The following is a 22,878-nucleotide window of genomic DNA, read 5'->3' on the forward strand; positions in this document are numbered from 1 at the left end:
GAACTGTCCTTGATTCGGCGCGCACCGGGATTTCCACGGTGGCGGATATGCCAGTCACCATGCTCAAAGCTTGATTATGGCGTCAAGAGGCGCAAAAGGGATATGGCCTCTCATTCATGCTTTTTGTATAGAGGCCACCTGAAATACTTCAGCGGAGATAAAAGCTATGACTGAATGGCAAAAAACGAACTGGCGCAACAAGCCCCGGGTTCAGATGCCAGACTATACCGACGCGGCCGCGCTGGCCAAAGTCGAGGCGCAGCTTTCGCAGTATCCCCCGCTGGTTTTTGCGGGTGAAGCGCGACGGCTGAAGCAGCATCTGGGAGCCGCGGGCCGTGGCGAAGCGTTCCTGTTGCAAGGCGGAGATTGCGCTGAAAGCTTTGAGCAGTTTAGCGCGGATGCGATCCGTGACACGTTCAAGGTGATGCTGCAGATGGCAATGGTGCTAACTTACGGCGCCAAGGTTCCCGTGGTTAAAGTTGGCCGCATGGCGGGCCAGTTCGCAAAGCCGCGCAGCGCACCTACCGAGGTTGTGGAAGGCGTGGAACTGCCCAGCTACCGCGGTGATATCATCAATGAGCTGGCCTTTACACCCGAGGCACGTATTCCGAATCCCGACAAGATGCTTCAGGCCTATACACAGGCGGCGGCAACACTGAATCTGCTGCGGGCGTTCTCGACCGGTGGTTTTGCGGATATGAGCCACGTGCATTCGTGGACGCTGGGTTTTGCCGACGGGCAAGACGTTCAGAAATACTCTGAGATCGCCGACCGCATTCAAGATTCGATTGACTTCATGGGGGCTGCTGGCATCACCGCCGACACCACCCACGAATTCTCATCGGTGGAGTTTTACACCAGCCACGAGAGCCTGTTGCTTGAGTACGAAGAGGCTCTGACCCGTCTGGATTCGACCTCGGGCAATTGGTTGGCCGGTTCCGGGCACATGATCTGGATCGGCGATCGGACCCGTCAGCCCGACGGTGCGCATGTCGAGTTCTGCCGGGGTGTTCTGAACCCGATTGGTCTGAAATGTGGCCCGACAACCAGTGCCGAAGACCTCAAGGTTCTGATGTCCAAGTTGAATCCCGAAAACGAAGAGGGGCGTCTGACTCTGATCGCGCGCTTTGGTGCAGGTAAAGCGGGTGAGCATCTGCCGCGTCTGGTCAAAGCCGTGAAGGAAGAGGGCGCACAGGTTACTTGGGTCTGCGATCCGATGCATGGCAACACGATCAAATCCGCGACCGGCTACAAGACCCGGCCGTTTGATTCCGTGCTGCGCGAAGTACGCGATTTCTTTGGCGTACATCAGGCTGAAGGCACGATCCCCGGTGGTGTTCATTTCGAAATGACAGGGCTGGATGTCACCGAATGCACCGGAGGTGTGCGCGCGGTGACCGAAGAGGATCTTTCGGATCGCTATCACACAGCTTGCGACCCGCGCCTGAACGCCTCGCAGTCGCTGGAACTTGCATTCCTTGTCGCGGAAGAACTGACCAACCTACGTCGTGACCGCAGCAAGCGCGCTGCAAGCTGACTTCGAATACATCCTGAATTAGTAAGACGGCGGGCCTCATGCCCGCCGTTTTCATTTAGTCGTCACGTGATGATACCAACCTTAGGTGCGGTGCCCCTTTGAACGCGGTCTGGTCTTCAGCGAACCCCTCTGCTTGCTGTTGGATAGGCCTCGGAGGCTGTTGCAAATCAGAGATCGTGTTGACGCGGCGATCCGAGACGATGAAGCGACGCGGTGTCGCCCCGATGGTTCCGTCGCTGACCATAACCCCAAGAATGCGGCTGACGTCGCCCAGATCGCTTTTAAGCGGCAGCAGGATCATGCGGGCCTGAAGGCTGGTTCGTCCGAGCTTGCCTTTCGAAAGCAAGCCCAGTTCAGCAACTGCGGGGCCGGTGAGGACTTGGCCCAGAATGGATTTGACATCATCGCGGGCGCTCGGTTCGAAAAAAGCCGTTAGAGGCATACCGCGAACTTCCATGCCCGCCAGATTGTTCAGGTGACTTCCCGCCAGCCGAAACCGGGCCAAACCCGGCGCGATGCGTTCCAGTATGAAAGTGTATTCGAGAACATTCTCCAGGCCGCGCGGATCGATCTGCGAGCGCATCGGAACGCCTTTACCTGTCAGCAAGGCGGTCCAATAGGCTTCGGCCTGACGGATGGGAGAAAGGCTTCGCCCGCTGTCAAATCGGTCCATTGCGATGATCTTTCCAAGTTCTGAGCCGGAACCAGTCCCGAAAAAGGTTTTCATTTCATCACCCTACCGTCAATCACTCGCGATTTTCCTAAAATGCCATCTAATGGGCAAAGCTGCGATCCGCCAGCTTTTCTGACTGTCAGATTGACACGGGTTAATACAATTTTGGAGCAATTCTTTAACGAATGGTTAACCTCTTGGCATTGATTGGGGAATGAGCAAGGTCTTGCCCCTTGCTGGTCAATGGCATTAGGTGCGACCAGTGAATTTGACGGAAAGGGCAGGCATGATCAAATCCATGACCGGTTTCGCCTCGGGCAAGGGGGCGTTTGGTCCCCATAGCTGGACTTGGGAATTGCGCAGCGTCAATGGCAAGGGGCTGGATCTACGTCTGCGGCTTCCCGATTGGTTGACAGGGTTAGAGGCCGCGCTGAGAGGCGATCTATCGAAGCAGGTCAACCGAGGGAACATCACGCTGTCCCTTCGGATGGGACGGGAAGAATCCGCCGCGGATGTCCGGTTGAATACCCCAGCGATGGAAGCTGCGCTGGATGCACTGGCCCAGACCGAAGCGCTTGCTGGCGCGCGGGGCGTATTGTTGGCTCCGTCCAAAGCCAGTGATCTTCTTGCGTTGAAAGGGATGTTGGAAGCCGGAGCTGACGCGGATGATCCAGCCCAACTTGTCGAGCACCTGAAATCTGAGTTCGGTGGCTTGCTTGCTTCATTCATTGAGATGCGCGGTTCCGAAGGAGAAGCTCTGTCAGGCATTCTTGCGGGACAACTCGACCAAGTCGCAAAGCTGACGGATCAGGCCGCTGATCTGGCCGAGCGTCGCCGCGAGGAAATGGCGCAAAACATGCGCGAAAACCTGACACGCGTTCTCGACAATACGCAAGGTGCGGACCCTGATCGCGTTGCACAAGAACTGGCCCTGATCGCGGTCAAGGCCGATATTACCGAAGAAATTGACCGGTTGAAGGCCCATGTCACTGCGGCGCGTTCCCTTTTGACGCAAGACGGCCCGGTTGGGCGTAAGCTGGATTTCCTGATGCAAGAATTCAATCGTGAGGCCAATACGCTCTGCTCGAAATCGCAGAATGCCGAACTGACGGCGGTTGGGTTGGAGCTGAAAGCGGTCATCGATCAGATGCGCGAGCAAGTGCAGAACGTGGAATAAGGACGGGAACATCACATGGCGGATCGCCGCGGTCTATTAATCATACTGTCCTCGCCTTCGGGCGCAGGTAAATCCACTCTGGCCCGCCGTTTGATGCAATGGGATGTCGGTTTGGAATTCTCGATCTCGGCCACCACCCGTGCTCCGCGCCCGGGTGAGGAGCATGGCCGGGAGTATTACTTCCTATCCGAGGACGAGTTCAAACAGCAGGTGGCGGATGGGCAGATGCTGGAACACGCGCATGTGTTCGGCAACTTCTACGGCTCTCCTGCTGGACCGGTCCGCGAGTCCATCACACAGGGGCGCGATGTGCTTTTTGATGTCGATTGGCAGGGAGAAGTGCAGATCCGAAATTCGGATCTGGGCAAGCATGCGTTGTCGATTTTCATCCTCCCGCCCTCGATCCGCGAGCTTCGGCGCAGGCTGGAAGGGCGTGGGCAGGACAGTGAGGATGTGATCGCCAAGCGCATGTTGAAAAGCTGGGATGAGATCAGCCATTGGGGCTACTACGACTATGTTCTGATCAACGATGATTTGGATACCACCGAGGAAAAGCTGAAGACCATCGTCAGCGCAGAACGCATGCGTCGCATCCAACAGCCCAGCCTGCAGAACCACATCCGCTCGTTGCAGACCGAGTTCGAGGGCTTGTCATGACCATCTATGCCTTGGGCGATCACTCGCCGCAAATTCACGAAGACACCTGGGTAGCCCCCGACGCCAACTTGATCGGCAAAGTAGTCCTGGAACAAGGCGCTTCGGTCTGGTTCGGGTGCACCATCCGGGCCGATCACGAAGAAATCCGTGTGGGCGCAGGCAGCAATGTGCAGGAAAACTGCGTGATGCACATCGATGCGGGTTATCCGCTGACCATTGGGAAGAACTGCACAATTGGTCACAAGGTCATGCTGCATGGTTGCACGATCGGAGACAATACGCTGATCGGTATGGGGGCTATCGTTCTAAACGGAGCGAAGATCGGAAAGAACTGTCTGATAGGGGCGGGGGCGCTGATCACCGAAGGCAAAGAGGTTCCCGATAATTCGTTGGTCATGGGCTCGCCGGGCAAAGTTGTGCGGCAGCTTGATGAGGCGGCGGCCCAGAAACTAACGCTGAGTGCGCTGCACTATCAGGACAATATGCGTAAGTTTCGCCAAACATTGCGTCCGGTCTAAACGCGCATGACGGATACCCTGCTTGCCGAATTGGTTTCAGCCATTCCGATGCCCGCCGTGCTGGTCGGTCAGACCGAGCGTATTGTCGCCGCAAATAGCGAGGCGCGGACGCTTTTGGGGCACGCAATCGAAGGCAGGCATTTTGCCACAATCCTGCGCCAGCCTCAGGTCATCGATGCCGTCGAACAATGCCTGCGCTCGAAACAACCCGGCAAAGCGCGGCATCTTTCCAATGATGGTGCTCAGGATACGACGTTTGAGGTGCAGTGCAGATTCGTCGGTGGGACCGAGGCGGTATTGGCGGTATTTCAAGATATCACGCATCTGGAACAGGCAGGTCAGATGCGGCGCGATTTTGTGGCCAATGTCAGCCATGAATTGCGCACGCCGCTAACGGCCTTGATGGGGTTTATCGAAACATTGCGAGGCCCCGCCCGCGATGACACCGCCGCCCGCGACCGTTTTCTTCAGATCATGGCGGATGAGGCCAATCGGATGAACCGGCTTGTGGGGGATTTGCTGTCGCTGAATCGAGTGGAAAGTGAAGAACGGGTCAGACCCAAAGAGCCATTGGAACTGACAGGTCTGATTCAATCGACCTTAAACACTCTGCGACCGCTGGCGGATGATGCCAGTGTTGTTGTTTCGTTGGATGCCCCAAACGAGTCGATCGAGATGGTCGGAGACAGCGATCAGCTTCGTCAGGTGATAACCAATCTCGTTGAAAACGCGATCAAATACGGGGGCAGCGGTGGCAAGGTCGGTGTGGTCGTAACCCTGTCTGAGCGGGATACGGCGATGCGCGGTCCTGCGGTACGTATCAAGATCATTGATCAAGGGCCCGGTATTGATGCCAAACACCTGCCCAGGTTGACCGAACGATTCTACCGCGCAGACAGTCACCGCTCGCGCGAGTTGGGCGGAACCGGACTGGGGCTTGCAATCGTGAAGCATATCGTCAATCGCCATCGGGGCAGGTTGCGGGTGGAAAGTGAGCCGGGGCAGGGCGCGACGTTTACGGTCATTCTACCACGCTGAGGGCGTGCCAAACGCAGGCTTTACTGGGGTGACGCTTCGTCAAGTTAAGAATTTCTGAGAAATTCATGAGTTGTCATGAAACCGTTACATACCTGTCACAAAAGACTTACGCAGGCGTCATAGTGCTGCGCTCAGATCATCATGGGGATGATCAGTACCCATCCTTTTCAAGGAGACTGAAATGTCCTTTGTAAAACTGTCGGCTTCTGCGCTGGCTATCGCTGCCGTCTCGGCAACCACTGCTGCTGCGCGTGACAACGTTCAAGTTGCTGGCTCTTCCACCGTTCTGCCTTATGCGTCAATCGTTGCAGAACTGTTCGGTGAAAATACCGACTTCCCCACACCGGTTGTTGAATCAGGCGGCTCGTCCGCCGGTCTGAAACGCTTCTGCGAAGGCGTCGGTGAAAACACGATCGACGTTGCAAACGCATCGCGTGCCATCCGTGAAAAAGAGATTAAAGCATGCGCCGAAAACGGTGTGACCGACATCATGGAAGTCCGCATCGGTTATGACGGCATCGTATTTGCAAGCCAGCAGTCGGGTCCTGCCTTCACGGCGTTTGAGCCTGCGGATATTTACAATGCCATCGGATCGAAAGTGATGAAAGATGGCGCGCTGGTCGACAACAGCTTCAACAGCTGGGCCGAGTTCAACGCTGACCTGCCGGATGTGGAAATCGCAATGTTCATCCCGGGCACCAAGCACGGTACCCGCGAAGTGTTCGAAGACAAGGTTCTGCTGGCAGGTTGCGAAGCGACGGGCGCGATGGAAGCCATGGTCGCGGGCGGCCTAAGCGAAGATGACGCCGAAGATGCATGCCTGGACGTGCGCACCGACGGCAAATCGGTCGATATCGACGGTGACTACACCGAAACTCTGGCCCGCATCGACACCAACACCAATGGTATCGGCGTGTTTGGTCTGGCGTTCTACGAGAACAACACCGACAAGCTGAAAGTGGCTACGATGGGTGGTATCGCACCGTCGACCGAGAGCATCGCGTCGGGTGAATACCCCGTCTCGCGCCCGCTGTTTTTCTACGTCAAGAAAGCGCATATCGGCGTGATCCCCGGTCTGAAAGAATACGCCCAGTTCTTCACTCATGAAGAAATTGCTGGTCCCTCGGGCCCGCTGGCCAACTACGGTCTGGTTGCCGATCCTGAACTGGCAAAAACGCAGGACGCGATTGCCAACGAAGTTACCTTGGGTTCGGGCAGCTAATCCCTCACCCCGATTGAATTGACTGGGGGCGGCGTTTTCTGTCGCCCCCAATTTTACCCTAATCCCGATCAAGACCTATGGGGGCGTCATGCCAATTCTTTGGCTCATTCTGATCGTGCTTGCGATCGCGGCAGTCGGATATGTTTTGGGGCGAATGCGCGCCTTGCAAAGTGCCGGAGGGGACAGCCGCAATCTGCATTCTCTTCCCTCGTTTTATGGCGCTAACGTCGCACTGAAAGTCATAGTTCCCGCCTTAGGTTTGTTGATCGTCTGGCTGCTGGTTCAGCCGCTCTACGTTAACTCTCAGATCTCGGATATGGTTCCCGAAACGGCTATCAAGGAAGGATCGTCGCGCAGTCTTGTTATGGCCGAGGTGCGTCGGACCGCAAATGGTCTGGACAGTGCCGTTGCGCAGGGACATCTCACCGAAACGCTCGCACAGGATGCGCGGGCGGATATTTCCGAGATGACCCAAAAGTTGAAGGACGCGGGTCAAGTCGTAACCTCGGACATCACGCAGACGGTTTTGCATGCAGCTCAAGCCTATCGGGCGATAAATTCAACCGGTTACGCGATCATGTCCGCCGCTGTGATACTGGTCGCCTTGGCCGGTGCTGCGTTCAGTTGGTTCCAGACGCATTCTGAATATCGTGCCCGCAATGTGGTTGAGCAGGGAATTCGTGTGTTGCTGCTGGCGGCTGCGTCGATTGCGATCCTGACAACGGTCGGCATCGTCCTTTCGCTGGTTTTCAATACGTGGGAGTTCTTCAAGCTTTACCCGGCATCAGAGTTCTTTTTCGGTACTACCTGGGCGCCCAGTTTCTCGGGCCGTGGCGGGGCATCAGATCTGGGTATCATCCCTTTGCTGTGGGGTACGTTCTATATCTCGTTGGTGGCGTTGTTGGTGGCCGTGCCAATCGGTCTTTTCGCTGCGATTTATCTCAGCGAGTACGCTTCTTCGCGCGTGCGCTCGATCGCTAAACCGATGCTTGAGGTGCTGGCCGGTATCCCGACCATCGTTTACGGCCTTTTTGCCCTGCTGACCGTTGGTCCGCTGTTGCTGAGCGTGTTCGGGGATGACGGATTGGGCTGGATGAAAGCCGGTACGGCCGTGATGACCGCCGGTCTGGTCATGGGCATCATGCTGATCCCATTCGTTTCATCGCTTTCCGATGACATCATCAACGCAGTGCCGCAAGCGATGCGGGATGGCTCTTACGGTTTGGGGGCCACGCAGTCAGAGACCATCCGGCAGGTCGTTTTGCCCGCAGCCTTGCCCGGGATCGTGGGAGCGATCCTGCTGGCGGCATCGCGCGCCATCGGTGAGACCATGATCGTGGTTCTGGGGGCAGGGGCCGCTGCGCGTCTGGACCTGAACCCGTTCGAGGCCATGACCACCGTAACCGCCAAGATCGTCAGCCAGCTGACAGGCGACGCCGATTTCGCCTCGCCCGAGGCCCTCGTCGCCTTCGCGCTTGGCATGACGCTGTTCATCCTCACGCTGGGGCTGAACGTTTTCGCCCTTTATATCGTGCGCAAGTATCGGGAGCAGTACGAATGACCGACGCCAGCATGCAAAATACCTCGACCTCGCTGACTGCATCCGATGCCCGGACCAAAAAACGCGCGGCTGCCGAAAAGCGTTTTCGCGCCTATGGGATCGTCGCCATCGCGACCGGACTGTTCTTTCTGATTGTGCTGTTTGCCTCAATCCTGTCGCAGGGCATCCCGGCCTTCCAGCGCACAGTTATCAGTTTAGAATTCACGCTGAGCGAAGCGCAGCGCGATGAAGCCGAAGGCACGATGTTCAAGACAAAGGCCTACTCCAATCTGTTCATTGCGGAACTGAATGGACAACTGGCCGAAAGTGGCATCACCGTGGATTTCGATCAGGATGCCATCGAGCGTCTGTTGGGCAAAATCGGCGGTACGATCCGAACCTTCTATGCCGATAATCCTAGCAAGCTGGGTGAGCCGATCATGTTCGATCTGGCGGCTTCAAGCCGTGTGGATGGCTACTTCAAGGGTCGGGTGTCTCGTGACACACTGCAGGACAGCCGCTTCCTGCAACTCAGCGATCTGGATCTGGTGGACGCGTTGAAAGAGGCAGGGATCATCAAGCAGGCATTCAACTGGCCGTTCATCACTGGTGCGGACTCGGGCGTGGATAACCCCGGTGGCGCGGGTATTGGTGCCTCAGTTGTTGGCTCGTTCTTCATGATGCTGGTGGTGCTGTGCCTGTCGCTGCCCATTGGGGTCGCCGCCTCGATCTATCTGGAAGAATTCGCGCCGCAGAACAAATTTACCGACCTGATCGAGGTGAATATCTCGAACCTGGCCGCCGTTCCGTCCATCGTCTTCGGTATCCTGGGGCTGGCAGTGTTCATTCAATTCATGCACCTGCCGCAATCGGCACCGTTGGTCGGTGGTCTAGTCCTGACCCTGATGACGTTGCCAACGATCATCATCTCAACCCGAGCCTCGTTAAAGGCGGTTCCCCCGTCTATCCGCGACGCGGCGTTGGGGGTAGGGGCCTCGAAGATGCAGGCCGTCTTCCACCACGTGCTGCCGTTGGCCGCGCCCGGTATCCTGACTGGTACCATCATTGGTCTGGCGCAGGCGCTGGGTGAAACTGCTCCGTTGCTGTTGATCGGCATGGTGGGCTTTGTCGCCCGAGGCTATCCCGATGGCTTTTTGGCGGGCTTCACCGAGCCGAACTCGGCCATGCCGGCACAGATCTACACCTGGGCCGCACGCGCCGATGTGGGTTTTTACGAGAAAGCCTGGGGTGGCATCATCATCCTTTTGATGTTCCTGCTGACCATGAATATCATCGCTATCATCCTGCGCCGCCGCTTTGAACGCCGCTGGTAGGAGGGGTTTAAAATGAACGATATGACACGAGTGGAGAGAACCGTGGACTCCAAAGACATCAAGATCAACGCCAAGCAGGTTCAGGTCTACTACGGTGAGACCCACGCCATCAAGGACGTGAGCGTCGATATCGAAGACAAGACTGTGACGGCTTTCATCGGACCCTCTGGCTGCGGTAAATCCACTTTCTTGCGCTGTCTGAACCGGATGAACGACACAATCGATATTTGCCGGGTGCAGGGTGATATCCTGCTGGACGGTGAAGACATTTACGACAAGCGCGTAGATCCGGTACAGTTGCGTGCCAAGGTCGGCATGGTTTTTCAAAAACCGAACCCGTTCCCCAAATCGATCTATGACAACGTGGCTTACGGTCCGCGTATCCACGGCCTTGCCAAGAATAAGGCAGAACTGGATGAAATCGTAGAGAAATCTCTGCGTCGTGGTGCGATCTGGGATGAGGTCAAGGACCGTCTGGATGCCCCCGGTACCGGCCTTTCTGGTGGTCAGCAACAGCGTCTTTGCATTGCGCGCGCCGTAGCCACCGAGCCTGAGGTGCTATTGATGGACGAACCCTGTTCGGCGCTCGACCCAATCGCAACCGCGCAGGTCGAGGAACTGATTGACGAACTGCGTTCACGCTATTCAGTGGTGATCGTAACCCATTCGATGCAACAGGCCGCGCGGGTCAGTCAGAAGACAGCGTTTTTCCATCTGGGGAACTTGGTTGAGTTCGGCGAAACCGGGCAGATCTTCACCAACCCCGAAGATCCCCGAACCGAAAGTTACATCACCGGCCGGATTGGCTGAGCACAGGATAACTGCAATGAGCGAACAACATATTGCATCCGCGTTCGACCGCGACCTTGAGGCCATCCAAGCACACATCATGAAGATGGGTGGACTGGTCGAAGCCGCCATTATGGGCGCGGCCCGGTCGCTGGAGACCCGCGACGAAGAACTGGCAAATGAAGTGCGTCAAGGCGACAAGGCCATCGACGCACTGGAAGAACTGATTGACGAAGAGACCGCGCGCCTGATTGCCTTGCGTGCACCGACGGCCAGCGATTTGCGGCTGGTGCTGTCCGTTCTGAAGGTTGCGACCAACCTTGAACGGATTGGAGATTACTCCAAGAACATCGCCAAGCGAACGACCGTTCTGGTGAATGCCGGCGAAATCAACGGCAGTGCCGCCGCTCTGCGCCGAATGGCGCGCGAGGTCGAGCGGATGCTGCGCGACGCGCTGGATGCCTATATCCAGCGTGATGCTGAGCTGGCGCAGGACGTGATCGAGCGGGATCTGGAAGTGGACCAGATGTATAACGGCCTGTTTCGCGAGTTCCTGACCTTCATGGCGGAGGATCCGCGCAATATCTCATCGTGCATGCACCTGCATTTCATCGCAAAAAACATCGAACGCATGGGCGATCACGTCACCGCCATTGCCGAGCAGGTCGTCTATCTCGTCACCGGCGAGAGACCCAGCGAAGCGCGCCCCAAAGCCGACAACACGTCGCAAACGATCTAGGAGATCTCAGTCATGTCCGCTGATCAACCGACGGTACTGGTTGTTGAGGATGAGTTGGCCCAAAGAGAGGTACTGGCCTATAATCTGGACGCCGAAGGGTTCCGGGTAATCCGTGCCGCTAATGGCGACGAAGCTTTGTTGCTGGTCGAAGAAGACCGCCCGGATATCATCGTTCTGGATTGGATGATGCCCAATCTCAGCGGTATCGAGGTCTGCCGCCGCCTGAAAACGCGGCCGGACACCCGATCAATTCCGATCATCATGCTGTCGGCGCGCTCGGAAGAGGTTGATAAAGTGCGCGGCCTTGAAACCGGTGCCGATGATTATGTGGTCAAGCCTTACTCGGTTGTCGAATTGATGGCACGTGTACGGACACAATTGCGCAGAGTCCGTCCAGCGACCGTTGGCATCCGGTTGGAGTTTGACGATATTATACTGGACTCTGAGACCCACAAGGTCAGCCGCGACAACAAGCTGTTAAAACTGGGCCCGACCGAGTTCCGGTTGCTGAGCACATTCATGGAAAAGCCCGGCCGGGTCTGGAGCCGCGAGCAGTTGCTTGACCGCGTATGGGGCCGCGATATCTACGTCGACACGCGTACTGTTGATGTTCATATCGGTCGTCTGCGCAAAGCGTTGACTCAACATGGCGGCGAAGATCCGGTGCGAACGGTGCGCGGGGCAGGGTACGCGCTCGGCTAACGTGGCAGTGCTTCTTCGGTCTGGGCCTGAGAAGCAAGCCAGTGTCGAAACTCTCGCAATGATCCGTCATCCGATTTTTCGCGCGGCCAAACCAGATAATATGCCCCCATCGTCTCTATCGCGTCAGGGAAGGCTGCAACCAGCCTACCTGTCGCAAGGTCTTGTTCCACCAGATAGTTTGGCAACAGGGCAACACCCAGGCCGTGCAGCGCGGCTTGGTTGATGGTGTTGAACTGGTCGTGGACGGTGCCGGGCAGGGGATGCGGGTGCGTGACACCCATCTGTTGAAACCAGTCCTGCCAGGCGCGCGGTCTTGTCTGGATATGCAGCAGCGGCAGTTTTAGCAGATCGCGGGGTGACGTCGGAGTGCCTTTGGGTAAAAGCTCGGGCGCGCAGACGGGCAAAACCCGCTCGACACTTAATAGCAAGCGATCAGTTCCAGGCCAATCAGGTTCCCCAAAATGTAAAGCCGCATCAAAGGGTTCCGAAGCAAAACTAAACGGTCGCAATCGCGTGGTCATGTTGATTGTGATATCCGGATGGCGGCGGGCGAAATCCGGCAGACGCGGTACCAGCCAGCGCATTCCGAATGTCGGCAGAATCGCCAGATTCAATGTCCCACCGACAGGGGAAATGTGCAGTTTCAGCGCCGCCTGCGCGATCTGAGACAAGGCTGGCCGAATTTCTTGTACATAGTCTTGTCCAGCCTTTGTCAGTGACAATCGCTTGCGATCACGGCTGACCAATTCTGCGTCCAAATGCGCTTCAAGCGTCTGCAGTTGCCGACTGACCGCGCTCTGCGTCAGTGCCATTTCATCCGCGACTGACGAGGCTGATCCAAGGCGATCCAAAGCTTCAAGCGCGCGCAGCGCGGATATAGGCGGCAGGATAGGGCGCTTGGTGTCCATCTATGCGTTTTGATCATGAAACAATGCAAATGTCTCGCTGTTTTTTGAATATTTCTCAGATTATAGTTGCGCAAATCTATTCAAGTCGGAGAAGCAAAATGAACGCTCCAGATACAAAGCCTGTCCTGCGCGCAAAAGATGCGCCTGACCTTGGACGTTTCAACTGGGACGACCCGTTTCGCTTGTCGGACCAGTTGGAAGAGGATGAACGCCTGATTGCCGACAGCGCGCGCGCTTACGCCCAGGAGAAATTGCAGCCGCGTGTCACCAAGGCTTTTGCAAACGAAGAAACCGATCCCGAGATCTTTCGTGAAATGGGTGAAATGGGGCTGTTGGGCACGACAATCCCCGAAGAATATGGCGGGATCGGTGCGAGCTACGTATCTTATGGACTGGTGGCGCGGGAAGTTGAACGGGTGGATTCCGGCTATCGCTCGATGATGTCGGTGCAAAGCTCGTTGGTGATGTACCCGATTTTCGCCTATGGCAGCGAAGAACAGCGTCGCAAATATCTGCCGAAACTGGCAAGTGGCGAATGGATTGGGTGTTTTGGCCTGACAGAGCCGGATGCGGGTTCGGATCCGGCGGCGATGAAGACCCGCGCCGAGAAAATTGATGGCGGGTATCGTCTGACCGGCAGCAAGATGTGGATTTCAAACGCACCGATCGCAGATGTCTATGTGGTCTGGGCCAAGTCTGATGCACATGACGGCAAGATTCGTGGGTTCGTGCTGGATAAAGGCACCAAGGGCCTGAGCGCACCGAAGATCGAGAACAAGCTGAGCCTGCGTACTTCGATCACAGGTGAAATTGTCATGGATGGCGTTGAGGTGGACGAGGGCGCTTTGCTTCCACATGTTCAGGGTCTCAAGGGACCGTTCGGCTGCCTGAACCGCGCACGCTATGGTATCAGCTGGGGTGCGATGGGGGCCGCGGAATGCTGCTGGCACGCAGCGCGTCAATACGGCTTGGATCGTAAACAGTTCAATCGACCACTTGCGCAGACCCAGTTGTTTCAACGCAAACTGGCAGAGATGCAGATCGAAATCTCTTTGGGACTGCAAGCAAGCTTGCGCGTCGGCCGTCTGATGGATCAGGCTGAAGCTGCGCCCGAGATGATCTCGATCATCAAACGTAACAATTGCGGCAAGGCATTGGACATTGCGCGGATGTCGCGTGACATGCACGGCGGCAACGGTATCTCACTTGAGTTCCAGGTGGTGCGTCACATGATCAATCTTGAGACAGTCAACACCTATGAGGGCACGCACGACGTTCATGCATTGATCCTGGGGCGGGCGCAAACTGGGTTACAGGCATTTTACTGAGGCTGTATCTGGTACTCGCATAATCGGTATTATGTATAATACATAGCAAGCGAGCCACGACTATAGAACACACATTGGTCGTGGCTCGCCAATATGTTACGCTGTGTTTGAGAAGTAAGACACGAGCTATGCAATGGTTCTGATTGGGAAGACCGTCGTCATCACTGGCGCTGCAAATGGCATAGGTAAAGGTCTTGCCAAGCGGTTCTCAGAAGAAGGTGCGCATGTAGTCTGCGCCGATATCGACCTTGCCGGCGCGCAGGCCGTGGCGGCGCAAATTGGCGGTGATGCACTCAGCTGTGATGTGTCCAAGGAAAGTGATATTCGAAATCTGATTGAGACTGTCGAGGATAAGATCGCTCCGATTGATTTATTCTGTGCCAATGCGGGAATACTCACCCTAGGTGGATTTGAAGTGCCGGATGCTGAATGGGACCGCATCTGGCAGATCAACGTGATGTCTCATGTCTGGACGGCGCGGCACCTGGTCCCAAGGATGGTTGCGCGTGGTGGTGGTTATTTGATGATCACAGCATCAGCGGCTGGATTGCTCAATCAACCCGGCGCAGCCCCTTATGGCGTAACCAAACATGCGGCTGTGGGTTTTGCTGAATGGGTCGCGATGACCTATGGCGACAAAGGTCTCAGGGTCTCAGTTCTGTGTCCACAGGCCGTTCGGTCCGAGATGATACGTGGACATGAGGATTCGGTCGCCGCGATTGACGGAATAATTGAACCTGATGAGGTCGCCCAAGCCTGTGTCGAGGCGCTGGTGGATGAACGTTTCTTGATTCTTCCGCATCCACAAGTGCTTGACTATATGCGTTTAAAAACAGAAGACTACGACCGATGGTTAGGTGGAATGATGAAGCTTAATCAAAGGTTTGCTGGCAGTTCTTAGCGCGGTTTCCGTCTTCTGAGCAGGCCTTCTTGCGCGACGGATGCAACTAATTCACCATTCTGCGAGAAGATCGAACCCCGATTGAAGCTGCGCCCCTGCCCTGTCCACGGCGACTCCATCGAATACAGATGCCAGTTTTGAAACTGCACGGGCGCATGAAACCAGATTGCATGGTCCAGACTGGCCCCATCAATTTCACCAGTGAACCAGCTCAGCCCATGGGGCCGCATTCCGGAACTGAGCAAGCTCATATCCGAGGCATAGGCCAATAGAAGATGTTGTGTGACGGTGTCCGCGTGGTTCGCTGCGCCCATGCGAAACCAGACGTGATTCTTGTCATCTGCCTTTGCGGGTGCAAACAGGTCCAGCGGATCGATTTCGCGCACTTCGATCGGGCGCTCGCGCAGCAATTCAGCTTTCAGCTTTTCGGGAACGCGATCCAGGTATTTTTCGCGCAATTCGTCACGCGATGGATGGTGCTCGGGCGCTTGAACGTCCGGAATCGGATGCTGATGTTCCCATCCGTCATCCTGCTTGTGAAACGAGGCCGACATGTTCAAAATTTGCTTGCCATGCTGGATCGCAACCACGCGGCGGGTTGTAAAAGAACCTCCATCGCGCGCGCGATCCACTTGATATATAACCGGAATTGACGGATCTCCGGGCCTTATGAAATAGGCGTGCAAGGAATGGCATAAACGATCCTCGACCGTCCTGTACGCTGCCGCAAGCGCTTGCGCGATCACCTGCCCGCCAAAGATACGCGTAGGCGTCTCACCACCAGAACCGGTTCCGCGAAACAAATCGACCTCAAGCGGTTCGATATTCAGCAGATCAAGCAATATGCGTTCGGCTTCGGTCATTCGGGGCTCTCCGGCGTCTTGGCCTTTTCCGGTATCACTCAAACACCGATCATTCAACGAGCGCCGCGTGAACAAGCGCCTTGAGTTCCGCTCGGGATGGATAAGAGCTGGATGGCGAGAGCTGTGTAAAAAACACTGTTGAAAGCGCGTTGACCGGATCGATCCAGAAATAGGTGGAGGCCATCCCGCCCCAGCCATAGTCGCCAACCGAGCTTGGGGCTCGGGTGCGCGCCGGGTTCAGTACCACCGCGCCTCCGATGCCAAAGCCTGTGCCTTCCATGGGTTGCTCGGCAAAGCTTTGTGGACCCATTGAGGCGATATCGCTCGGTAAGTGGTTACGATACATGAATTCTACGGTCTTCGGTCCGAGCAATCGCGCGCCATTTGCGGTTCCTTTGTTTCGCAACATCTCGGCGAACTTGCTGTAATCGTCGATGGTACTGATCAATCCGCCACCGCCAGAAAAGGTCGTTGCCGCCTCAAACGGGGACTCTCCGGCCCGATCCACCAACCGCAATGTTTCGCCACCCGATTTTGCGGCATTCAGCGCCATGGCATCGCCTTCGAGCGGGGTGTAGAGCGAGGCAAATCGGTCCCCTTCCCCTTCAGGCACTGAAAACGCGGTTTCACTCATCCCAAGTGGTCGAAAGATGTGTTCTGTCAGAAACACGTCCAGCGGTTTGCCTGATACGACTTCTATCACGCGGCCAATCACGTCGATCCCGACCGAGTACTCCCAGCGACTGCCTGGCTGAAAAGCCAGCGGCAACCCTGCCAGCACTTTAACCCGGTCTGACAGCGGGCCTTGTTTCGGGGAAAAGATCAGATCGAGCTCATCCATGGCCATTGGCAAAAGGCCGGGATTGAACGGGTAGCTCAGCCCGCTGGTGTGCGTCAGCAACTGATGCAGGCTGGGTATCGGCGCGTCCTCGGTCTGGTCCAACTGCGTTGCACCCGGGACCAAGGCTTGCATCGTTGCAAACTCTGGCAGGAAATCGGAAACCGGGGCATCTAGATGAAACAACCCCTGTTCCACCAGCATCATCAAGGCAACGGACGTCACAGGCTTGGTCATCGAATATATCCGAATCAGGCTGTCCCGCTGAAACGCGAGGTCGGTTTCAATGCAGCGGCGGCCACATGCGTGAAAGAATGCCTCTTGCCCGTTCTGGTGGATCAGAAGGGCGCTGCCTGCGTATTTCTTCTGCTCAACATATCTGTGCATCCATTGGCGGATGTGGGTCTGCGCGGTCGGATCAAATCCCATGAGGCAACTCCATCTTGATCAGGCCGATCTTGCCTTCGTAAGACCCTAGGCAACAGCGAATTCTGCCGATTTTTGCTGGATTTGTTGAAGGGCGCCGAGAATACTGCCTACGTTTTTTGCAGCGCAGATAATCCGTGTTGGGCGAAGACCGGCACATAGGCACCGAAAGCCTTAGCGCGTGCCGGGTCTGATGCGTTTCCATCCAAGGCCCGCTTGTAGACACCTTGCAGAATGCCGGCCATCCGAAAGAAGTTGAAAGCAAGGTAGAAGCCAAAATTCTCAATCCCCGTTAGGCCGCGGCGCGCGCAATACTCGGCGATGAAGTCCTGATCTGACGGTAGCCCAAGGCTTAACCGATCTACGCCAGCCAGCCCCCGTCCCTCCTTGCCCGGCGGCAGTTGCCACTGCATGACGACGGCCGCCAGGTCGGCGTATGGATGGCCGATGGTCGATAGCTCCCAATCCAGCACTCCAATGCAGGCGCTTCCATCCGCCTCGAACATCAGATTGTCGATGCGGTAATCCCCATGAACCAGTGTTCTTTGATTATCATCCTCGGGGATCTGGCGCTCAAGCCCGGCGATCAGATGATTCATCTCGGCGATTTTTTCGGTCTCAGAGGCGCGATATTGTTTGGTCCAGCGAGCAATTTGCCGCTCGAAATAGTTGCCTGGAGGTCCGAAATCCGAAAGACCCACTGCATCGATATCGACCATGTGCAGTTCGGCCAGTACGCGGTTCATCTCTTTCAGTACACCCGTGCGCGTCGCATTGTTTTCGCCTTTCATGACAGGGTCGACAAATGTGCGCCCTTTCAGATGCTCCATCACGTAAAAGGCAGAGCCTATGACGCTGTCATCTTCACAAAGCAGATGTACTTGCGGGACGGGCACTTTGCTACCAGCCAGCGCCGCTTGTACGCGAAATTCCCTATCCACTGCATGTGCGGATTTCAGCAATATGCCCGGCGGCTTGCGTCTCAGAACATAGGATTTGGCCGGCGTACGCAGCAGATAGGTTGGGTTCGACTGACCCACGGTGAATTTTGTAGCTTCAAGAGGGCCATGATAACCAACAAGATGCGTATCTAGATAAGCGTCGACGGACTTGATATCCAAAGTGTTTTCAGTGTGTGTCATATATTCAGCCTGCGTATGAACCCACGGCTAAAGGGCATCGGCAAAGATATTGCCACCGGTCTGCACATTTATCCCGCCGGAGACAGGGATGACCGCGCCAGTGACATAGCTGCCTCCGCGACCGCATAGAAACAACATGCAACCAGCGATATCCTCGGCCTGGCCAACCCGGCCCAGTGGAACACCTTTGCCGACGCGCGCGCGCTTGGTTTCGTCTTCGGTGGCAAAGGCCGTCATGCGCGATACGAATGGTCCCGGGGCCAGCGCATTCACCGTGACTCTGTATGGTGCCAATTCTTTAGCCATGATTTTGGACAGGTGAATAACCGCCGCTTTGGACGCGGAATAGCTGTAGGCCCCGTCACCCATCGGAACTTCACCCATGACCGAACCTACATTGATGACCCGCGCAGGATCCTCGTCGGTTGCGGATTTCATCAGAAGTGGCAGCAATTTTTGGGTCAGATCAAATACGCCTGCGACATTAACCGACATGACTTTGTCCCAAGCGAAATGAGGGAACTGCCCCATCGGCGCGCCCCAAGACACACCTGCATTATTCATCAGTATATCAATCGCTTGAGTGCGGTTTTTGACTTCATCCACCAGCGCATCTACACCCGCCTCACTGCTGATGTCGCCAGCAAACCCTTCGGCCGAACCTGGCGCGTCCAGAGCGTTCAACTCTGTTGCAACCTCCTCGCATGCCTCGCCTTTGCGAGAAGCGATCAGCACATGCGCCCCGGCACGTACCAACGCCTCGGCCGCCATTCGGCCGATACCGGTGGAACCCCCAGTTACCAGCGCAGTCTTTCCACTGAGCGAAAACAAAGTCTCGGGCGTCATGTACACTCCATTCAGGCGATCTGGGATTCTGGCGCGAGGTCTTCTTGACAATACGTCCTCACAATCCAACGATTTCAAAACAGGTGAAGCAAGAGGCAATTGAAAAACATGCAGGCATTACTCAGCGTCACACCGGGCGGTCCGGAGACTTTGGAACTGACCACCCTGCCCGATCCGACCCCTGAGGCAGATGAGATGGTACTGCGTATCCGCGCCGCTGGGGTGAACTTCCCCGATACGCTGATGATCCGGGACCTATATCAGATGAAACCACCCCGCCCCTTTGCGCCAGGTGGTGAAATCGCCGGAGAAGTTGTCTCGGTTGGAGAAGGCGTCACAGACTTCGCGCCTGGTGATCGGGTTCTGGCGCTGACTGGGCACGGAGGGTTCGCCACGCATCTGAAGCTTAAACCAGCGACTGCTGTCAAGATACCCGACGTGATGCCGTTTGAAGATGCGGCCAGCTTTGTCTTCACCTACGGCACTTCATACCACGCCCTCAAGGACCGTGCGCTACTTAAGCCCGGCGAAAAAGTACTTGTTCTGGGGGCCGCCGGTGGCGTTGGGTCTGCGGCGATCGAGCTAGCCAAAGCGATGGGGGCACATGTGATCGCGGCGGTCTCGTCTGAAGACAAAGCATTGTTTTGCAGAGATATTGGTGCAGACCAGACGCTGATCTATCCACGCGATTTGGACCGCGAAGCGCAAAAGGCCCTGTCCGCCGAGATAAAGGCACTGGCCGGGGGCGAAGGTGTGGATGTGGTCTACGACGCGGTCGGCGGAGACTACGCTGAGCCCGCCTTGCGAAGTATGGCATGGGGCGGGCGTTATCTGGTTGTTGGCTTTCCTGCCGGCATCCCCAGCATTCCGCTGAACCTGACTTTGCTCAAGGGCTGTCAGATCGTCGGGGTGTTCTGGGGCGCGTCAGTATTTCGCGACCCGAAAGGGCACGTACAGAACCTGGCCGAGTTGTTCCGCCTCTATGGTTCGGGAAAGATTTCACCCCGTATCAGTGCACGATTTCCGCTAACCCAGGCGGCAGAGGCAATTGGCATGCTCGAACGGCGCGAGGCTCTCGGTAAAGTTGTGGTCACGATGGAAGATAATTGAATAGAGGATGGGATTGAGCCGATCCAGCAACCTGCATGCGTCAATGAAGCTCTACCCATAAGAGCGAAGGTCGCTGGACGACCTTTAAATTCATGTTTATGAAAAAAGGAAGATGGGGACAGTTTGAATATGCACAATATCCTGGTTCTGAATGGTCCGAACCTGAATTTGCTTGGTACACGGCAACCCGAGGTCTACGGCGCAACGACGTTGCAGATGATCGAGGACCTGTGCGTTGCACATGGTGAAACGCTGGGTCAAATCATAACCCATCTCCAATCCAATCACGAAGGCGCGCTGATTGATGCGATCCACGCGGCACGCGGCGTTCAGGATGGCATAGTACTGAATGCAGGCGCATTCACGCATACATCGATTGCGCTGATGGATGCGATATCTTCGGCCGAAGTACCCGTGGTCGAAGTTCATTTATCTAACATTCACGCGCGCGAGGCGTTTCGTCACAAATCGCATATCGCACCAGTCGCGATTGGACAGATCTGTGGTTTTGGCGCGCAAAGCTATGTTCTTGCACTGAACGCGATTGCCGCGCATCTGGCTGAGAGGGACACAGGATGACCCTCAAAGAGTATCTGAATTTTCTGAGCTACACGAAAACTCTGGAAGAGCTTTGGGATGCACATTGCCGCCAGATGGAAAAGTATGGCTTCGACCGGTTGTTGTATGGGTATACGCAATACCGAACGGCGACTTCGCTCGGCGATCCAGAAGACTTTGTAATCCTGACCAATCACTGCTCGGATTACTTGGAAGGGTTCCTTCAATCCGGCCTGTATTTTCACGCCCCCATGCTGAAATGGGCGCTGAACAACGAAGGCGCTGCAAGTTGGAGCATGATACAGGACATGATGTCCAGCGGGGTCATGTCGAACGAAGAGCTTCGGGTTTTTGAGTTCAATAAGTCGCGTGATATTACAGTAGGTTATACGGTCAGCTTCAACTCGGTGTCGATGCGTTCCAAAGGGGCGATTTCGCTTGCGGCACGTAATCACAGCCAGGAGGAGATGGACGAGGTCTGGAACGAGCACGGCGACGACATCCTTCTGATGAACAATGTTGCCCATCTCAAAATCCTGACCTTGCCATATCATGCCCCGAACCGCGCGCTGACCAAACGCCAGCGCGAGGCTTTGCAATGGGTCGGCGACGGAAAGACCACGCAGGACATCGCGCTATTGATGGGTTTGACTTCGGCAACGGTGGAAAAACATCTGAGACTCGCGCGTGAGGCGCTTTCGGTTGAAACAACAGCACAGGCCGTATTGAAGGCCGCGTTGCAGAATCAGATGTTTGTGATGGAAGCATGACCCTATTTTGATGCTAATTAGCATCAAATTGACCTAGGGTAAGGAATACATGACTTTCCGAATCTCCCGATAAAATTGCAAATTGATATTGTTCCGTGAGTGGTGGCTTTAGCCAGGGAACGTTTTGATCGGATCTTTGTAATACCAAAGCTCTCTGATCGCTCTGACACCGAGGCGTCTATTCGTCCACGTCTCTTTGTCGGGATTATTGAGGGGCCCTTCCATCCCCATCATGCAGGGCCCCTCAATTCACCAATCTTCGCAAGCATCGGTTCACAGGCTTTTGACATGAAAAAAACCCGGCTGCGCTATGCAACCGGGCTCGGTATTTGTTGCAGCCTCTAACCGAAGCTGCAAAAGATTTTAGCCTTGGGCTGCCTTTGCAACTTCGGCAGCGAAGTCTTCTTTTTCGACCACGATGCCCTCGCCTACTTCCATGCGGACAAAACCGGTGATGGTCGCACCCGCCTCTTTGGCAGCCGCTTCGACGGTCAGATCAGGATTCACAACGAAGTCCTGGTTCAGCAGGGTCGCTTCGGCGACGAATTTCTTCATGCGACCGACGATCATCTTTTCGATCACCTGCTCGGGCTTGCCGGATTCGCGGGCGATGTCCATCTGGACCTGCTTCTCTTTCTCGACAACTTCCGGGTCCATGTCCGCCTCGGACAGGGCCGCTGGGTTCACAGCTGCAATGTGCATTGCAACCTGCTTGCCGAAGCCTTCATCACCGCCGGACAGAGCGACCAGAACGCCGATTTTGCCCATGCCGGTTGTCGCCGCGTTGTGAACGTAGGAAACGACAGTATCGCCCGACAGTTTCGACATGCGGCGGACCGACATGTTTTCACCAATGGTGGCGATCTTGTCGGTCAGGGTATCTGCAACAGACTTGCCGCCCAGATCAGCAGCCAGTAGCGCGTCGACGTCATCAACACCTTCGGCTGCGTAGGTGATCTTGCCGACCATCTCTTGGAATTCGCTGTTTTTCGCAACGAAGTCGGTTTCCGAGTTCACTTCGACTGCAACACCGTTGCCGCCGTTGACGTGAACAGCAACCAGACCTTCCGCTGCAGTACGGCCCGATTTCTTGGCCGCCTTGGCCAGGCCTTTGGTGCGCAGCCAGTCAACGGCTTCGTCCATGTTGCCGCCGGTTTCGGTCAGCGCTTTTTTTGCGTCCATCATGCCTGCGCCGGTCGAGTCGCGCAGTTCTTTTACCATTGCTGCTGTGATTGCCATCTTTTGGCTCTCCTCAATTCAAA

The 22,878-nt window shown here is 55.9% G+C and carries 23 protein-coding genes; 16 read left to right on the top strand and 7 right to left on the bottom strand.

Going from position 1 to position 22,878, the window contains the following annotated elements; genetic code table 11:
- Positions 1 to 166: 166 nt before the first annotated feature.
- Complete coding sequence (locus tag ACR0A1_RS04940; protein ID WP_480866473.1) at positions 167 to 1,537, top strand: class II 3-deoxy-7-phosphoheptulonate synthase; 1,371 nt, start codon at positions 167 to 169, stop codon at positions 1,535 to 1,537.
- Positions 1,538 to 1,592: 55 nt separating this feature from the next.
- On the opposite strand, the gene ACR0A1_RS04945 is transcribed toward ACR0A1_RS04940, so the two are convergent.
- Positions 1,593 to 2,264, bottom strand: coding sequence for a PAS domain-containing protein (locus ACR0A1_RS04945; RefSeq protein ID WP_480866475.1), 672 nt, complete (start codon positions 2,262 to 2,264; stop codon positions 1,593 to 1,595).
- A gap of 232 nt (positions 2,265 to 2,496) precedes the next feature.
- On the opposite strand from ACR0A1_RS04945, the gene ACR0A1_RS04950 reads away from it, so the two are divergent.
- The 10 genes from ACR0A1_RS04950 (at position 2,497) to phoB (ending at position 11,926) form a co-directional block, all read left to right on the top strand.
- Complete coding sequence (locus ACR0A1_RS04950; protein WP_170393692.1) at positions 2,497 to 3,387, top strand: YicC/YloC family endoribonuclease; 891 nt, start codon at positions 2,497 to 2,499, stop codon at positions 3,385 to 3,387.
- A gap of 15 nt (positions 3,388 to 3,402) precedes the next feature.
- Entirely contained in the window at positions 3,403 to 4,044 is a 642-nt protein-coding gene (gmk, locus tag ACR0A1_RS04955; RefSeq protein WP_170393058.1) for a guanylate kinase, read from the top strand.
- Positions 4,041 to 4,562, top strand: a complete 522-nt coding sequence (locus tag ACR0A1_RS04960) for a gamma carbonic anhydrase family protein (RefSeq protein WP_170646059.1) — start codon at positions 4,041 to 4,043, stop codon at positions 4,560 to 4,562. Before gmk ends, ACR0A1_RS04960 begins: the two co-directional genes overlap by 4 nt.
- Before the next feature lie 6 nt (positions 4,563 to 4,568).
- Positions 4,569 to 5,600: an ATP-binding protein gene (locus tag ACR0A1_RS04965; protein WP_170393060.1), complete on the top strand. Its 1,032-nt coding sequence runs from the start codon at positions 4,569 to 4,571 to the stop codon at positions 5,598 to 5,600.
- Positions 5,601 to 5,781: 181 nt separating this feature from the next.
- Positions 5,782 to 6,822, top strand: coding sequence for a substrate-binding domain-containing protein (locus tag ACR0A1_RS04970; protein ID WP_170393061.1), 1,041 nt, complete (start codon positions 5,782 to 5,784; stop codon positions 6,820 to 6,822).
- Positions 6,823 to 6,910: 88 nt separating this feature from the next.
- Positions 6,911 to 8,383, top strand: a complete 1,473-nt coding sequence (pstC, locus tag ACR0A1_RS04975; protein ID WP_480753210.1) for a phosphate ABC transporter permease subunit PstC — start codon at positions 6,911 to 6,913, stop codon at positions 8,381 to 8,383.
- Positions 8,380 to 9,696, top strand: a complete 1,317-nt coding sequence (gene pstA / locus ACR0A1_RS04980) for a phosphate ABC transporter permease PstA (RefSeq protein ID WP_170562724.1) — start codon at positions 8,380 to 8,382, stop codon at positions 9,694 to 9,696. The genes pstC and pstA overlap by 4 nt, the downstream gene beginning before the upstream one ends.
- Positions 9,697 to 9,708: 12 nt before the next feature.
- Positions 9,709 to 10,506 carry a phosphate ABC transporter ATP-binding protein PstB gene (gene pstB, locus ACR0A1_RS04985; RefSeq protein ID WP_170393064.1) on the top strand — a complete coding sequence of 266 codons (798 nt, stop codon included), beginning with the start codon at positions 9,709 to 9,711 and terminating at the stop codon, positions 10,504 to 10,506.
- 16 nt (positions 10,507 to 10,522) lie between these two features.
- Complete coding sequence (gene phoU, locus ACR0A1_RS04990) at positions 10,523 to 11,224, top strand: phosphate signaling complex protein PhoU (RefSeq protein WP_170393065.1); 702 nt, start codon at positions 10,523 to 10,525, stop codon at positions 11,222 to 11,224.
- 12 nt (positions 11,225 to 11,236) lie between these two features.
- On the top strand, positions 11,237 to 11,926 hold the full coding sequence (gene phoB, locus ACR0A1_RS04995; protein WP_170393066.1) for a phosphate regulon transcriptional regulator PhoB: 690 nt from the start codon (positions 11,237 to 11,239) through the stop codon (positions 11,924 to 11,926).
- Here phoB and ACR0A1_RS05000 read toward each other — a convergent pair.
- On the bottom strand, positions 11,923 to 12,834 hold the full coding sequence (locus ACR0A1_RS05000) for a LysR substrate-binding domain-containing protein (RefSeq protein ID WP_170610675.1): 912 nt from the start codon (positions 12,832 to 12,834) through the stop codon (positions 11,923 to 11,925). The two genes, phoB and ACR0A1_RS05000, sit on opposite strands and share 4 nt — an antisense overlap.
- Positions 12,835 to 12,932: 98 nt before the next feature.
- On the opposite strand from ACR0A1_RS05000, the gene ACR0A1_RS05005 reads away from it, so the two are divergent.
- Together ACR0A1_RS05005 and ACR0A1_RS05010 are read left to right on the top strand one after the other, a co-directional pair.
- On the top strand, positions 12,933 to 14,162 hold the full coding sequence (locus ACR0A1_RS05005; RefSeq protein ID WP_480866478.1) for an acyl-CoA dehydrogenase: 1,230 nt from the start codon (positions 12,933 to 12,935) through the stop codon (positions 14,160 to 14,162).
- Positions 14,163 to 14,295: 133 nt separating this feature from the next.
- Entirely contained in the window at positions 14,296 to 15,063 is a 768-nt protein-coding gene (locus ACR0A1_RS05010) for an SDR family oxidoreductase (protein WP_480866480.1), read from the top strand.
- Here the strand turns inward: ACR0A1_RS05010 and ACR0A1_RS05015 are convergent.
- The 4 genes from ACR0A1_RS05015 to ACR0A1_RS05030 all read right to left on the bottom strand — a co-directional run bounded on the left by ACR0A1_RS05015 (position 15,060) and on the right by ACR0A1_RS05030 (position 19,178).
- On the bottom strand, positions 15,060 to 15,926 hold the full coding sequence (locus ACR0A1_RS05015; RefSeq protein ID WP_170509894.1) for an acyl-CoA thioesterase: 867 nt from the start codon (positions 15,924 to 15,926) through the stop codon (positions 15,060 to 15,062). The two genes, ACR0A1_RS05010 and ACR0A1_RS05015, sit on opposite strands and share 4 nt — an antisense overlap.
- A gap of 49 nt (positions 15,927 to 15,975) precedes the next feature.
- Positions 15,976 to 17,193, bottom strand: coding sequence for a serine hydrolase domain-containing protein (locus tag ACR0A1_RS05020; protein WP_480866482.1), 1,218 nt, complete (start codon positions 17,191 to 17,193; stop codon positions 15,976 to 15,978).
- 107 nt (positions 17,194 to 17,300) lie between these two features.
- The gene (locus ACR0A1_RS05025; RefSeq protein WP_480866484.1) at positions 17,301 to 18,332 is read right to left on the bottom strand and encodes a phosphotransferase family protein; all 1,032 of its coding nucleotides are present in this window, start codon (positions 18,330 to 18,332) and stop codon (positions 17,301 to 17,303) included.
- 27 nt (positions 18,333 to 18,359) lie between these two features.
- A complete protein-coding gene (locus tag ACR0A1_RS05030; protein WP_170646049.1) occupies positions 18,360 to 19,178 on the bottom strand; it encodes an SDR family NAD(P)-dependent oxidoreductase in 819 nt (272 codons plus the stop codon).
- 108 nt (positions 19,179 to 19,286) lie between these two features.
- On the opposite strand from ACR0A1_RS05030, the gene ACR0A1_RS05035 reads away from it, so the two are divergent.
- From ACR0A1_RS05035 to ACR0A1_RS05045, 3 genes are all read left to right on the top strand, one after another.
- Positions 19,287 to 20,288, top strand: a complete 1,002-nt coding sequence (locus tag ACR0A1_RS05035) for an NADPH:quinone oxidoreductase family protein (protein ID WP_480866486.1) — start codon at positions 19,287 to 19,289, stop codon at positions 20,286 to 20,288.
- Positions 20,289 to 20,417: 129 nt separating this feature from the next.
- On the top strand, positions 20,418 to 20,867 hold the full coding sequence (aroQ, locus tag ACR0A1_RS05040; protein ID WP_170393075.1) for a type II 3-dehydroquinate dehydratase: 450 nt from the start codon (positions 20,418 to 20,420) through the stop codon (positions 20,865 to 20,867).
- On the top strand, positions 20,864 to 21,616 hold the full coding sequence (locus ACR0A1_RS05045; protein ID WP_170393076.1) for an autoinducer binding domain-containing protein: 753 nt from the start codon (positions 20,864 to 20,866) through the stop codon (positions 21,614 to 21,616). The genes aroQ and ACR0A1_RS05045 overlap by 4 nt, the downstream gene beginning before the upstream one ends.
- A gap of 363 nt (positions 21,617 to 21,979) precedes the next feature.
- Here the strand turns inward: ACR0A1_RS05045 and tsf are convergent, their stop codons facing one another.
- Positions 21,980 to 22,855, bottom strand: a complete 876-nt coding sequence (gene tsf / locus ACR0A1_RS05050; RefSeq protein ID WP_170509912.1) for a translation elongation factor Ts — start codon at positions 22,853 to 22,855, stop codon at positions 21,980 to 21,982.
- Positions 22,856 to 22,878: the final 23 nt, after the last annotated feature.

The organism is Ruegeria sp. D6 (assembly GCF_056534365.1).